The sequence below is a fragment of the Nocardia aegles genome (genome assembly GCF_052545135.1).
Map to the genome: position 1 here is coordinate 59,916 of NZ_JBQWRI010000001.1, position 13,221 is coordinate 73,136.

At 69.0% G+C, this 13,221-nt stretch carries 13 protein-coding genes and 1 pseudogene; 8 read left to right on the forward strand and 6 right to left on the reverse strand.

From position 1 onward, the window contains the following. Nucleotides 1–149 precede the first annotated feature (149 nt). Entirely contained in the window at nucleotides 150–980 is an 831-nt protein-coding gene (locus tag ACT89H_RS00285) for a mycofactocin-coupled SDR family oxidoreductase (protein ID WP_445106432.1), read from the forward strand. Nucleotides 981–1,277: 297 nt separating this feature from the next. Here ACT89H_RS00285 and ACT89H_RS00290 read toward each other — a convergent pair whose 3' ends face one another. Continuing rightward, nucleotides 1,278–2,342 (reverse strand): DoxX family protein, encoded by a 1,065-nt coding sequence (locus ACT89H_RS00290; protein WP_445106433.1) that lies wholly within the window; start codon nucleotides 2,340–2,342, stop codon nucleotides 1,278–1,280. Between the two features lie 189 nt (nucleotides 2,343–2,531). Between ACT89H_RS00290 and ACT89H_RS00295 the strand changes: the two genes are divergently transcribed. Both ACT89H_RS00295 and ACT89H_RS00300 read left to right on the forward strand, forming a co-directional pair. After that, on the forward strand, nucleotides 2,532–2,816 hold the full coding sequence (locus ACT89H_RS00295) for a hypothetical protein (protein ID WP_445106434.1): 285 nt from the start codon (nucleotides 2,532–2,534) through the stop codon (nucleotides 2,814–2,816). Between the two features lie 451 nt (nucleotides 2,817–3,267). Beyond that, nucleotides 3,268–4,017, forward strand: a complete 750-nt coding sequence (locus ACT89H_RS00300) for a DUF6319 family protein (RefSeq protein WP_445106435.1) — start codon at nucleotides 3,268–3,270, stop codon at nucleotides 4,015–4,017. Nucleotides 4,018–4,027: 10 nt separating this feature from the next. Here ACT89H_RS00300 and ACT89H_RS00305 read toward each other — a convergent pair whose 3' ends face one another. From ACT89H_RS00305 to ACT89H_RS00315, 3 genes are read right to left on the reverse strand one after another with little or no spacing between them, the layout of a single operon-like run. Beyond that, nucleotides 4,028–5,560, reverse strand: a complete 1,533-nt coding sequence (locus ACT89H_RS00305) for a diguanylate cyclase domain-containing protein (RefSeq protein WP_445106436.1) — start codon at nucleotides 5,558–5,560, stop codon at nucleotides 4,028–4,030. Beyond that, complete coding sequence (locus ACT89H_RS00310; protein ID WP_445106437.1) at nucleotides 5,560–6,126, reverse strand: hypothetical protein; 567 nt, start codon at nucleotides 6,124–6,126, stop codon at nucleotides 5,560–5,562. Before ACT89H_RS00310 ends, ACT89H_RS00305 begins: the two co-directional genes overlap by 1 nt. Further along, nucleotides 6,123–6,764 carry a pyruvoyl-dependent arginine decarboxylase gene (locus ACT89H_RS00315; RefSeq protein ID WP_445106438.1) on the reverse strand — a complete coding sequence of 214 codons (642 nt, stop codon included), beginning with the start codon at nucleotides 6,762–6,764 and terminating at the stop codon, nucleotides 6,123–6,125. The genes ACT89H_RS00310 and ACT89H_RS00315 overlap by 4 nt, the downstream gene beginning before the upstream one ends. A gap of 90 nt (nucleotides 6,765–6,854) precedes the next feature. Here ACT89H_RS00315 and galK point away from each other — a divergent pair, with 90 nt between their 5' ends. From galK to ACT89H_RS00330, 3 genes are all read left to right on the forward strand, one after another. Continuing rightward, complete coding sequence (galK, locus tag ACT89H_RS00320; RefSeq protein WP_445106439.1) at nucleotides 6,855–7,982, forward strand: galactokinase; 1,128 nt, start codon at nucleotides 6,855–6,857, stop codon at nucleotides 7,980–7,982. A gap of 301 nt (nucleotides 7,983–8,283) precedes the next feature. Continuing rightward, nucleotides 8,284–9,915: a sodium:solute symporter family protein gene (locus tag ACT89H_RS00325; protein WP_445107314.1), complete on the forward strand. Its 1,632-nt coding sequence runs from the start codon at nucleotides 8,284–8,286 to the stop codon at nucleotides 9,913–9,915. 12 nt (nucleotides 9,916–9,927) lie between these two features. Next, nucleotides 9,928–10,182 (forward strand): hypothetical protein, encoded by a 255-nt coding sequence (locus tag ACT89H_RS00330; protein WP_445106440.1) that lies wholly within the window; start codon nucleotides 9,928–9,930, stop codon nucleotides 10,180–10,182. Nucleotides 10,183–10,418: 236 nt separating this feature from the next. Here ACT89H_RS00330 and ACT89H_RS00335 read toward each other — a convergent pair. Next, nucleotides 10,419–10,874 (reverse strand): annotated as a pseudogene (locus ACT89H_RS00335) (SRPBCC family protein); the annotation flags it as partial. A gap of 574 nt (nucleotides 10,875–11,448) precedes the next feature. Here ACT89H_RS00335 and ACT89H_RS00340 point away from each other — a divergent pair. Next, complete coding sequence (locus ACT89H_RS00340) at nucleotides 11,449–12,126, forward strand: hypothetical protein (protein WP_445106441.1); 678 nt, start codon at nucleotides 11,449–11,451, stop codon at nucleotides 12,124–12,126. 59 nt (nucleotides 12,127–12,185) lie between these two features. Here ACT89H_RS00340 and ACT89H_RS00345 read toward each other — a convergent pair whose 3' ends face one another. Next, complete coding sequence (locus ACT89H_RS00345; RefSeq protein WP_445106442.1) at nucleotides 12,186–12,545, reverse strand: Rv2640c family ArsR-like transcriptional regulator; 360 nt, start codon at nucleotides 12,543–12,545, stop codon at nucleotides 12,186–12,188. 98 nt (nucleotides 12,546–12,643) lie between these two features. Here ACT89H_RS00345 and ACT89H_RS00350 point away from each other — a divergent pair, with 98 nt between their 5' ends. Beyond that, a complete protein-coding gene (locus tag ACT89H_RS00350; protein WP_445106443.1) occupies nucleotides 12,644–13,174 on the forward strand; it encodes an ArsI/CadI family heavy metal resistance metalloenzyme in 531 nt (176 codons plus the stop codon). Nucleotides 13,175–13,221: the final 47 nt, after the last annotated feature.

Here is a 13,221-nt window from a genome sequence, read left to right on the forward strand (position 1 = left end):
GCACGTCGGGCCCGGCGCCGGGTCCTGTCGTTCCCAGTCCTGGGAATCGTCACTCGCGCCAGGACCCGCGGAAAATCGGGCGTCCGGCTCGTTCCCCATGACACGATGGGTGACGGCCGAAGCAGGTACCGACCGACGAAGGGCCGGCGATGGGGAATCTCGACGACCGGGTGGCGGTGATCACCGGCGGCGCCCGCGGGCAGGGCCGCGCGCACGCCTTGGCGTTGGCGAACGCGGGCGCGGACATCGTGGTGTGCGATATCGCCGCACCGCTGTCCGGCCTCCCCTACGAGCTGAGCACGCCCGGCGACCTGGCCGAGACCGCCGCGCTGGTCGAGCGGACCGGCCGCCGCTGCGTCGCCGTGCAGGCCGACGTGCGCAGCTTGGAACACATGCGGGCGGTCGCCGAGCGCGCGCTCGCGGAATTCGACCGCATCGACATCCTCGTCGCGAACGCGGGCATCGCCTCCCAGTCGCCCGTCGCCGAGATGGACGAGCAGTTGTGGCGGGACATGATCGACACCAACCTGACCGGGGTGTTCCACAGCTTCCGCGCGGTCGTCCCGCACATGATCGAGCGCCGCTGGGGCCGCGTGGTGGCCACCTCGTCCATCGTGGCGAAGATGGGCGTGCGCAACGCGGCGCACTACGCCGCGAGCAAATGGGGCGTGCTCGGCTTGGTGAAGTCGCTGTCGCTGGAGGTGGCGGAGTACGGCATCACGGTGAACGCGCTGCTGCCCTCCGGGGTGGACACCGACATGATCCAGAACCCGGCGACCTGGCGGCTCATGGTGCCGGACAAGGAGAATCCCACCAGGGCGGATTGGATGGCGATCATCGAATCCGGGCCGCCCAACGGCGATCTGATCCAGCCCGCCGAGGTGGCCGAGGCGATGCTGCTGCTGGTCTCCGAGCACGGCCGCCACTTCAACGGGGAAGCCGTCACCATTTCCTGCGGCGGGAGCGCGAACACCTCTTAGGGTGGCGACCGGAAAGGGCGCTGCGCGAAACCTTCCTCGCGGCGGCGGGACTGAGCGTCCTGGTCGAGGCGCAGGCCGAAGCGACGCGCGCCCACCGCCCGATGATGCTGATCACCACGGAGCGGCCGGTGGACCGCGCCATCGAGCTCACCGGCCTGGCCGACCGGTTCCATCGGGTCTGCTCGCTCGATGCGGCTGGTCGGCCTGGCGCCCGGTTACGACGGGACCGCGTGACCGGCGCGGGCCGACCGGCGCACCGGTAGCGCGCCGAACCCGTCAGGACCAGTGGTCCGAGTGTCAGTGGCGACGCGAGTCGATCGCCTCGCGGGCCGCGTGCGCGGTCTGAGCTCCCCGCTCGCGGGCGACGTGCGCCGCATGCACTCCGCGCTCCTTGGCGGCATCGGCGAGCTCCGGTCCGCGCTCTTTCGCGATCTCGGCCCATTCGGCGCCGCGCTGCTTCGCCAGATCCGCGAGGTGAGCACTTTGCTCCTTGGCGATCTCGGCCCATTCGGCGCCGCGTTCCTTGGCGATCTCGGCCCACTCCGCGCCGCGTTCTTTCGCGATCTCCGCCCAGTCCGCGCCGCGTTCTTTCGCGATTTCCGCCCAGTCCGCGCCGTGTTCTTTGGCCGTCTCCGCCCAGTCCGCCCCGTGTTCTCTGGCGATCTCGGCCCATTCCTGCCCGTGCGTCTTGGCGGCCTCGGCCCAGTCGCTGCCGTGTTCCTTGGCCGACTCCGCCCACCCGGGCCGGTGCCGCTGGGCCGATTCGGCGAGTCCCGCGCCCTTGCTCGCGGCTGCCGCGCCCAGCGCCCGCGCCTTGTCCGCGGCCTCGTGCGCGTGTTTGCGCAGTGCCGCGCCGGTGGCGGTGTCGGAGGTCGCGCCGAACGGCAGTGCCGCGGTCACCGCGGCGGCGGCGTCCCGCGCTGCCCGGCGGCCGCGCCAGCCCAGCGAGGGCTTGCCCTCGGTGTCGGCGGCGGCGATCATCAGTCCGCCGAGCAGCCCGAGATCCTTGAGGAACGCGTTCCGCTTCGCCGACTTGCGAGCGGGATCCTGCTCGTTCCAGAAGTTCTGCTCGGTGACGGCGGCGGGTACGACGGTTGCGGCGAGCACCAGAGCGGCCAGTCGCGGCGCCTTGCCGAGGGCCAGCAGGACGCCGCCGCCCACCTGAGCGAAGGCATTGACCTGCACGACGGTCGACGGATTCGATGGCAACTTCGCGGCGATCTCTTCGGGGAGCTGTCGGTGTCCCCGTTCCAGCAGTGCGTTCGCGGACTTCACCCGCTCGTCCGGGTGCCGCAGCGTATCAACCCCGTCGACCACGAACGCGGTGGCCAGTAGCGGCCGGGCGAGTCGGCGTAACAACATGACAAAACCCCTTCCCTCGATGGCGTCACAATTCGGATGCCCGCGCGCTTCGTGGCCAAACACGCCGGTCCCGCCGCGTGTGAAGGCCGCCTCATCCGGGTAATAGCTAGTCGAGACAGATCGATCCAGGGGGTGAAGGCGCCGCCGCACCGCTCGTTCTCCCCCCTGCTCCGCCGGAAGGTATCTGCTGTGATCACCCCTACGGTCACAACGGCTTTCGATGCCGTCGTCGCCGAGTTGCCCGCCGCGCCGAAATGCACGTTCCGCTTCGATTCCGTGCCCTGCCGTCATCGCGCGGAATGGTTCATCCGTAAACGGTCCTGCTGCCACCGGGCCGGTGTGGATTTCCTGTGCGAGACCTGTCATACCCGCATCCACTGGATGCTCGACATGGGCGTGGTGTTCGAGTGCGCCGGGTGCGGAGTGCACTCGGCCACTTTCGCCGAACTGTTCCCGACCGCGGCTCCGCTCTGAGCGCGGCCCAGCCGCCCCCAGATCGTGCGGGTCGGCGGGAAACCTGCGGGCACGTCGAAGGTGCCCAACGCGCGGGAGGGCGGGAGATCCCGCATCAATCCGTGCCGGGTTTGCAGCCTGCCCCGATCGGCCCAGTGCGCCCGCACGCGCGGCTCGTGCCGGTTGCGTCGGTCCCGGCCGCAAGGCCGGGCTGATTGCCGACGATCAGGGAGACGGCCGGGTTCGGCCGGCTGATCCAGATGATCCACGGCGTAGCGCAGCGAGATCGCGCCGCCGAGACAGTTGCCGAGCAGCAAGGCGAAAATTCATCGTTTCTCTTGTTGCCCATTGTTCGCTGGATGCTCGAACGTTGCCGTCCGCCGACCCGATTCGACGGTGGCCCGCGAATGTGTCGGCGTCGTGCGGCATCATCTGTGCACGCAGCCAACCACGAAATCGCTCGGAGTTACCCATGTCGTCCCCACGAACCAAGCCGCAGCCCTTGTCGGACAGCGAGATTCAGCAGATCGCCGCGGACATCGCCGGTGGCAGCCCGCCCATGGTGTGGTTCACCGCCGCCGCGGTCGGCGTGCCGGAGGGGCGCTCGGGCAAGGTGATCGCGCTCGGCGACCCTACCGACGGTGACTTCCTCCAGGTCCGGCCGACCGGATCGAAGGATGTACTGTCCTTCTCTCCCACCGAGGTGACCTTGACCAAGCCGCCGCGAGGGGCGGCGGGCGCCACCGCCCAGCAGAAGTCGACAACAAGGAAGGAATCTCCTGTGACGCAGTCGTCGACCACGACGAGCACCACGATCGAGCCCGCGAAGCCGAGCGCCCCCGCGCCGTCGGCCACCGCGAGGCCCGCGGCGGCCGGGGAAGCGAGCCGAGCCGACAGCACGGCCAAGCAGGCCCCGGCGCCCAAACCCGCCAAAGCGACCGCTGCCCGCAAGGCCAAGGCGCCCGAGGTCACCGTGACGCTCACCGGCACCGCCGACGGCGAGTGGTCGATCGACGTGGTCAGCGGGAAGAAGCGCACCCTGCGCGGCCTGCCGGTGGCCGGTTCCGCGGTGGCGCAGGCGGCGAAGATCCTGCATCCCGAGGTCGCCGAAGTGGTCGCGGGGGTTCTGGATGCCGTGCGCGGGGTGCAGGAGGCCAAGGTGCAGCAGTTACAGGCCGAACTCGAGGAGGCCAGGCGCCTGCTGAACGAGCTGAGCGACTGAGTCCGACCAGTCAGACCGCGGAACTGGCGGATCGGACCGCGGTGCGCCAGATCCGGCGCTTGGTGTCGGGGGGCGGGCGCCGCGCGTCATCGTGGAACGCGTAGCCGAGCGCGTACTGCTTCGCGTGGTACATGGCCGTGTCGGCGTCCCGGAGCAGGCTGTGCAGGTCGGTGTCCGAGCTGCGCGGACCGACGCACGCCACACCCACGCTCGCGGTGATCGGTATCTCGCCCGCGCTCAACCCGAACGGCCGGACGAACGCGCCCAGTAGCCGCTCGGCCAGCACGCCGGCCTCCGGCCGGGCGAGCCCGGCGAGCACGACGAATTCGTCACCGCCGTAGCGGGTCACCACGTGCTGGTGGGGCACCACCCGCCGGATCCGGTCTGCCGCTGTCGAGAGGAGTTCGTCGCCGACGGCGTGCCCGTAGCTGTCGTTGACCCGCTTGAAGCCGTCGAGATCGATGAACAGCAGCGAGATCGGTTGCTCGGCGCACTGTTCGCGGTGCTGCCGCAGCGCGCGCAGCAGCGCGGCCCGGTTCAGCAGTCCGGTGAGTACGTCGTGATCGGCCTGGTACTGCGCGCGTCGCTCGCTGCGGGCGCTGCGCACGATCGCGCGCTCGCTGCGCACCAGCATGCCGATCAGCAGCAGCGCGAACAGCGACGACACCACCGCGCGGTCGAGCGGGCGCAGGCTCGACCCGACCACCGGAACCAGCGAGGCCACGATCAGCGCGATCGCGATCAGGCTGGCGCGCTGCCTGGAGTGGTGCGGGTGGATGCGTCGCGGCATGCCGAGCGTGGTCATGGTCGGGTGCAACGCGGCGACCCCCACGGTGGCGTACGCGGCGAGCAAGGGAGCCATGAGCACTTCGCGCCCGAACACGGTCGCGCCCGCGGCTTCCAGGCTGTAGCCCAGATCGCCGAGCAGCATCGCGACGAGTCCGGCGTGCAGCAGCCACAGCGAGGTCTCCGCGCGCGTGGAGGTCGCCATCGAGTGCGCCACCAAGGTGAGCAGCAATGCGTCGAGCACCGGGTAGGTCGCCGCCACCAGGGTGTCCAGCCCGGTCGTGGTGGTCTGCAGGATGGGGGAGATGAGGAAGGTCCAGGAGGCCAGCAGCGCGCCGAGCCCGATCAGGGCCGAATCCAGGACCAGGTCGTAGTTGCCGTGCACCTGGCGCGGCCACAGCCAGATCAGCGCGGCGAGCCCGACGCCCAGATAACCGAGCAGGGTGCACGCGTCGTCGAGCGGGTGCATCGTGTGGTCGCCGAGGTCGCGCAGGGTGGTGCCCGTGGCGAACAGTACCGCCGAGCCGGACAGCAGATACCACGGCAACGGGCGCGCGGGCCGGTGCGTGGCCACGCCGACGGCGATCATGGCGAGGGTCTCGCCGACGATGATCGTCATCGTCACCAGCGCCACCACGTGGGAGTCCAGCGCGAGGTGGACCGCGATCGCGGCCCCGCTTCCCCCCAGAAGCACCGCGTACCAGCCCGATCCGATGCTGAGCCGACAGCTGGTCTGTGACTGTTCCGTGGGTGTCATCAGCCCCCCTTGGTCGCTCCATCCCCGGTGAACCGGGCCGCGTAATAGATCTGGGAATCCTCCACCGCGACTTCGACGTTCGCCTGTTCGTCGAGCACCGCCCGGATGCTGTCGGCGAACGAGAACCGAGTGTTGTTGTACGAGCAGATGTCCCAACCGACCGCAGCGCGCTCGGCAACCAATATCTGGACAACTGATTTGATCATGGCATGGAACGCCGCCCCTTGGCGGGCACTTGGCGTAACAAGGGTGAAACCCGCGTAGTAAATCGCGTCGCGCGCCGCGTGTTCGGGGTAGCGGGCCGCGAAATAGTCCGGACTGATCCACGGCACGGTTTCCAGATGCCTGGTCAACGTGGTTACGCCGATCGGCTCGCCGTCGGCGTGCGCCACATACTTCTGCACGCGCGGATCCACCATCTCCGCCTGGAACTCCTCGGGATGCAGCACCTGCCGCGCGATGGCTTTCGCGCGCAGCGGGCCGAACGCCTCCTCATAGAGGCGGTGGAACATCGCGATCCGCTCCTGCGGGATCGTGGTCTCGACGGTCACGGTGATCTCGCTCATCGCGGATCCCACGGCACGGTGTGATATGCGGCGAGGACCAGCGCGCATGCCGGGTCGCCCGTGCAAGTGGTCTCCACCGTGCACAGCTGGACCGGGCCGAAACAGTCGCCGCGGTGGCGGGTCATGTCCGCCAGGCTGGCGTGGATCAGGGCGGCGACTTCGTCGCTGGTGTCGGCCTCGTGCTCGACGAACAGCCCCGCGCCGGAACCGTCGTCGCGCAGGGCCCAGCCGATGCCCGCGGCGGCGGTCGAGCCGCGTCCGGACGCGTGCCGCACCGCGTACACACAGTAGAGCCGGTCGCCCCACGGGATCGGCGTGCGCACCCGGCCGGTGCGTTCGACGGTGGCGCGCGGCGGGATCACCGACGACAACCGGATGAGATTCGCCTCACCCACCCCGAGGTCGCGCAACGCCGCGTCGAACGCCGACAGGGCGGTCGGTCCCGATCCGGTCGCCGCGCCGATCTCGATGGTCAGCGGCGCCGGGAACGGCCGCTCCAGCGCAGGCCGCGGCCGCTCCGGGCGCGGTCGCGCGCGGAGGTCGCCGCGTGAGGTGTCGTGCGTCATGGTGCCCTCCCGATCCGACGCGGCCGCCAGAAGTCGCAGGCCGGTCTCGCATCCGATTCGACTGTGCGGCATGAACGGCGATCCCGCAGCCAACCGGCCGAAAACCATGTTCGGACGGCGTGTCTCGTACCCTGGCACCGACCAGGACAGCGAGGAGCGAGTGTGCGGACATGGGCGGCGCCGGGGCGGGTCAACATCATCGGTGAGCACACCGACTACAACGACGGCTACGTCTTGCCGATCGCGGTGCCGCTGGTGGTGCGGTGCGCCGCGGCGGCGCGCGCCGACGGGCTGGTGCGGGTCGGTTCGCGGCAGCGGCCCGGCGAGCCGGTGCTCGTCGCGGTATCCGACCTCGCCGCACAGCGGGCGCGGGTGCCGGGATGGGCCCGCTATCCACTCGGCGTGGTCGCCGAGTTCACCCGGCGCGGACACCGGATTCCCGGCGTCGATCTGGAGCTCGACGGGGCGGTCCCGATCGGCGCGGGGCTGTCGTCCTCGGCGGCGCTGTCCTGCGCGGTAGCGGTCGCGCTGCGCGATCTGTTCGCGCCCGCCTCGACCGACCGCACACTGATCGACGTGGCGCGCGCCGCCGAGAACGACTACGTCGGCGCGCCGACCGGATTGCTCGACCAGTCGGCCGCGATGCTGTGCACCGCCGGGCACGCGCTGCTGCTGGACGTGCGGGCATTCGCCGCCGACACCGGCGCGCCGCGCGGGACCGGTCACGAGCAGATCCCCTTCGACCTGGGCGCTTTCGGCCTCGAATTGCTGGTGCTCGATACCGGCCAGCCGCACGATTTGGCCGACGGCCGTTACGCCGAGCGCCGCGCGCAATGCGCGGCGGCGGCCGAGGCGCTCGGCGTCGCGACGTTGCGGGACGTGGCGTCCGCGGCGGAAACCGCCCGGATCGCCGACGACGTGCTGCGCCGCCGCGCCGGACACGTGGTGACGGAGAACGCCAGGGTCCTCGCGGTTGCCGAAAAATTGCGCGCAGGCGACGACCCCCGGGATATCGGCCCGATCCTGACCGCTGGTCATGCCTCGCTGCGGGACGACTTCGAGGTGTCCACCCCGGCTCTCGACGCGGCGGTCGACGCCGCGCTGGCGGCCGGGGCGCACGGCGCGCGGATGGTCGGCGGCGGGTTCGGCGGCAGCGTTGTCGCGCTCGTCGATCGGGACCGCACCGAGGCGGTGACGGATTCGGTGCGACAGCGCTTCGCCGATGCGGGACTGCCCGATCCGCGCGCGTTCGTAGTGTTTCCCGCCGCCGGAGCGCACCGGATCGTTTGAGCGGCTTTGTGCGCGAATGTGCCACGCCGGTAGGGCATGATCGCGCAAAGTGGTGTCTGCCGACACCATTCGGCGGGCGACGAGAAGGTCGCGCGCGCCGGGCAGGACCAGCACGACGCAGCTCTCGCACGACCTGTCTCGCCGCCCCGGTTTCACCGCCAGGAGGAACGCTGTGCCGCTCGTCGATCCGTCCGTTCTCGCTGCCGTGCCCGGCCTGCATCCGGCCGCCTCACCACCACATCTGGAAGCCGCCGAGACCCTCCGCCTGGACGCGCAGCCCGTGGATTACGCGCTGGTGGCGATGTATTTCGTGTTCGTGCTCGGCATCGGCCTTCTGGCCCGACAGCGGGTGTCCTCCAGCATCGACTTCTTCCTGTCCGGGCGCTCGCTGCCCGCCTGGGTGACCGGCCTGGCGTTCATCTCCGCCAATCTCGGCGCCGTGGAGATCATGGGCATGTCCGCCAACGGCGCGCAGTACGGGTTCCCGACCTTCCATTACTTCTGGATCGGGGCGGTGCCCGCCATGCTGTTCCTCGGCGTGGTGATGATGCCGTTCTACTACGGCTCCAAGGTGCGCAGCGTGCCGGAGTTCATGCGCCGCCGGTTCGGCACCGGAGCGCATCTCGTGAACGCGCTGAGCTTCGCCATCGCGCAGATACTCATCGCCGGAGTCAACCTGTATCTGCTCGGGTCCATCGTGAACGTGCTGCTGGGGTGGCCGCTGTGGGTCTCGGTGATCGTGGCCGCGGTGATCGTGCTGTCCTACATCACCCTCGGCGGTCTGTCGGCGGCGATCTACAACGAGGTGCTCCAGTTCTTCGTCATCGTGGCCGCGCTGCTGCCGCTCACCCTGGTCGGGTTGCACCGGGTCGGGGGTTGGGACGGGCTGCGCGAGAAGGTGACCGCCTCGCCGGGCGGCGCGGCGCAGCTGGAGTCGTGGCCCGGCAACGCGCTCAGCGGATTTTCCAACAATGTCCTGTCCGTCCTCGGCATCGTGTTCGGTCTCGGATTCGTGCTGTCCTTCGGGTACTGGACCACGAACTTCGTCGAGGTGCAGCGCGCGATGGCGACGCACTCCATCTCGGCGGCGCGGCGCACCCCGATCATCGGCGCCTACCCGAAGATGTTCATCCCGTTGATCGTCGTCGTCCCCGGCATGATCAGCGCGGTGCTGGTGCCGCAGATGGCGGAGTACAAGGCTGCGGTGACCGCGAATCCGGACTTCGAGAGCGACACCACCTACAACCAGGCGCTGCTGTACCTGATGAAGGACGTACTGCCCAACGGCCTGCTCGGGGTGGGGCTGGCCGGTCTGCTCGCGGCGTTCATGGCGGGCATGGCGGCCAACGTCTCCGCGTTCAACACGGTCTTCAGCTACGACCTGTGGCAGCAGTACGTGCGGCGCGACCGGCCGGACGGCTACTACCTCGACGTGGGCAGGCTGGCGACTATCGGCGCGACCGTGGCCGCGATTTTCACCGCGTTCATCGCCTCCGGGTTCAGCAACATGATGGACTACCTGCAGACGTTGTTCAGCTTCTTCAACGCGCCGCTGTTCGCCACGTTCATCCTCGGCATGTTCTGGAAACGGATGACCCCGGCCGCGGGCTGGATGGGACTGGTCTGCGGGACCGCTTCCGCCATCGTCGTTTTCATCCTGCACGAGACGAAGGTCTTCGAGCTGTCCGGCCAGGGAGCGAGCTTCGTCGCGGCCGGTGTCGCGTTCGTGGTCGACATCGTCGTCAGCGTCGCCGTCACTCAGGTGACCCGGCCGAAACCGGCGGCGGACCTGATCGGGCTGGTGTACTCGGAGACGCCGAAGGAAGTGCGCACCGATCCGGAAGCGGGCACGTTGCCCTGGTATCAGCGCCCGGTCCTGCTGGCGGGCATCGCGCTCGTGCTCGTCATCCTGCTCAACATCGTCGTCGGATAAGGAACCGCCGCCATGCTTTTCGATATCCGCACCATCGTCGGCGGCTTGCTCGGCTGCTACGCCATCGTTCTCGTCGTCACGGGCCTGGTGCACGACACCGCCGCCGATCAGGCCAAAACCGGCGGGGTGAACGTGAATCTGTGGGCCGGGCTCGGCATGGGCGTGGTGGCACTGGCCTTCGTGGCCTGGGTGCTGCTGCGCCCGGTCCAGGTGCCGCCGCAATCGCATCCGGCCGAGCCCGCCGATGAGGAGCCCGGCTCCGCCTGAGACGAACGACGCCCCCTGGGAGACTTCCCAGGGGGCGCCGGTTGTCGCACGGGTCAGACGCCGGGGGTGCCTGTGCCGCCGGGCCACGTGCCCGGTCCACCGGTGCCGGTTCCGCCGGTACCCGGGGTACCGGTTCCGCCGACGCCGGGCATGCCGGTTCCGCCGACGCCCGGCGTGCCGGTCGGGCCCGCGCCTGGGCGGCGGGCCGTGCCGCGCTCCGCGGCGGTGCTCCCGGCATCCGGGCGCGGGATGTCACCGCGCCAAGCGCCGGTCTCGCTGCCCTGGTGTTCGATGAAGTGCTTGAAGCGCTCCAGGTCGCCGTTCACCCGGTGCTTCAGCACACCGAGTTTGTCGGCGACGTTCTCCACGAACCCTTCGGGGTCGACGTCCATCTGCGCGGTCACCCTGGTGTGGGTGTCGTCGAGCCGATGGAAGGTGACGACGCCCGCGTGCTTGGGCCCGCTGTCGGACTTCCAGGCGACGCGTTCGTCGGGATGCTGCTCGGTGATGGTCGCGTCGAACTCCCGCGTCGACGGGCCGACATGGACACGCCAGTGCATATGCCGGTCATCGATCTGCTGTACCGCTTCGACACCCTCCATGAACTGCGGAAACGACTCGAACTGTGTCCACTGGTTGTAGGCGGTGCGAACCGGAACCTCGACGTCCACCGTGGCGGCCATTGTGCTCACTTGCTACCCCTTTCCTCGCCCACCGCACCATTCGCGGGCGGGCGTCTCTCGGTTGACAAGCGCTCCCTTGGGGGCGACTCGGGACATTGGTCGCTTACCCGGGTGGTCGGGGGACAAACAGGCGGCGGTCCCGCTCCAGGTGCCGCGAAGCGTCCGTCGATACGCCGACGCCGGATCATTCCCGGCAGCGTTTCGCCTGCCGGCCGAGAGGTGCGGAGCTCGCCGGGGCAGCCACGGTCCGGATCGTCCCGCACCGTCGATTCGGATGTTGCGGCAGGGCGCGTTCGGTCGCGACGTCCATCTGTCGATCATCGGATTCGACTGCCATGCAGCGGAATTCGATGCGCGGTGCGTCTGGCGAACCTGCGATGACCGGGCCGTCCGTGCCGCTGCTCGTCGCCCGATACGCCGCCGGACACTCCTGCCCAGCGTCCGCTGCCCATTCGGGTCGAATACGAGGACCACCCGAAACGTGCGAGGACATAGGTGAACGCGAAGCGCGATTGTTGCTGCTGCGGCAATCACCCCTGCGACGGGTGACCGCACCGGACCATCGACTGAAGGAGGGTGCGAAATGAAGAAGGTCGAGATTTTCGAGATGCCCACCCGAAGCGAGAAGCGAGATCCCGAGGCCATGCGGAAACGCATGCCGGCCTCCAACGGCGGCGGAAGGGACGACGCGTACGGCGCGTACCAGCTCGCCTGCCTGATGGCCGCAACCGAGGCAGAAGAAGACGGAAACGACGACCAGGCATGCCTGAGCCAATTCGAAGACGCGCTACCGGGCTGGTTGAGCCGGTTCGGCTTGCGACTGGACGTGCGTGCGTACGGCGTGTGCCACATGTCGGATGTCGACAGCACCGATCGTGGCGACGCGTCCTCGATCTATTGGACGCTGTCCGGGTTCCGGGACCGGTCCCGGATCTACGAGGCCATCGCTTTCCCATCGGGCACACCCGCGCCCTCCGGCGCACTGATGGAGCAATACGACGACTGGTCGCAGAACGCCGCCACGGTCGCGGAGCAGGAATCCAGTGACTCGGCGCGATTCTCCGCTTTCGTCGACGTGATGTCGGAATACCTGAACTCGACGGACAAGAAATTCACCGGAACCTCGTTCGGCTACTTCACCAGCACCGGCGGCGAAATCTACACCCCCAGCCTCGAAGAAACCGGAATGCTGTGGAGTGTGGCACCCATGACCTCCTTCGACGGCCACATGTACGAGTGCGTCACCGCCCTCCCGAAGTGAGCTCGAGATCAACGGCACATGACCGCGCCTTTCCGCCATGTGCCGTTGATCTCGAAGGTTCAGCGGCAGCAGTTGGGGTCGAGGACGAAGCACAAGGCCGAGAGGGCGTCCCGGCGAGCGCGGTGAAAGGTGTTCATGCCACGCCGTTCGGATTCCACGAGCCCGGCTTTGCGCAGCTGGCCGAGGTGATGACTGACCGTCGACTCCGACAGTCCCACCGCTGCGGCGAGGTCGCCGCCGTTCTCCTCGTCGGAAGTGCTGGTCAGCAGCAGTGACAGCAGCTTGACCCGCGCCGGATCGGCGATCGCTTTCAATCGCAGCGCCACCGCCAGCGCGGCGTCGTCGTCGATCGGCCCGGCCGCGACCGGCGTGCAGCAGACCGGGGCGGACATGTCGATCATGGGCAGTGTCTTGGGCATGCGGTCGACTCTACCGACTTTGTTGACATATGTCGAAAAGGTGGCAGACTCAGCACCGAAGAGGTTCTTCGATATATGTCACACAACTGGAGGTAGTCATGTCCCGTATCCAGCTCGCCCTCGACGTCGACGACATCGACCAGGCCGTGCGGTTCTACTCGACCCTGTTCCGAACCGAGCCCGCCAAGCGCAAGCCCGGCTACGCCAACTTCGCTGTCGCCGATCCGCCGCTGAAACTCGTGCTGATCGAGAACCCCGGCCACGGTGGCGGCGTCAACCACCTCGGCGTCGAGGTCGAAACGTCCGACCGGGTGCACGCCGAGATCGCCCGCCTGTCGGAAGCCGGGTTGTGCACCGAAGAGCAGATCGCCACGACCTGTTGCTTCGCCACCCAGGACAAGGTCTGGGTCACCGCCCCGGACTCCGAGCGCTGGGAGGTCTACACCGTGCTGGCCGACAGCGAAACCTTCGGTACCGCACCGGAAACCGGCGATGCGGCCGAGCGTCCTGACGCCGCGGCGGTCCAAGCCTGCTGCGGCACCGCCGACAACGCTGTCGCCGAGGGCGCCTGCTGTGGTTCGGCCGCCGAGAAGGAGGCGATCGCCTCGGGCGCCACCTGCTGCCACTGACCCCGGGCAGCGTTCACCGGGTGTTTGCTTGCTCATGGATTCGATGC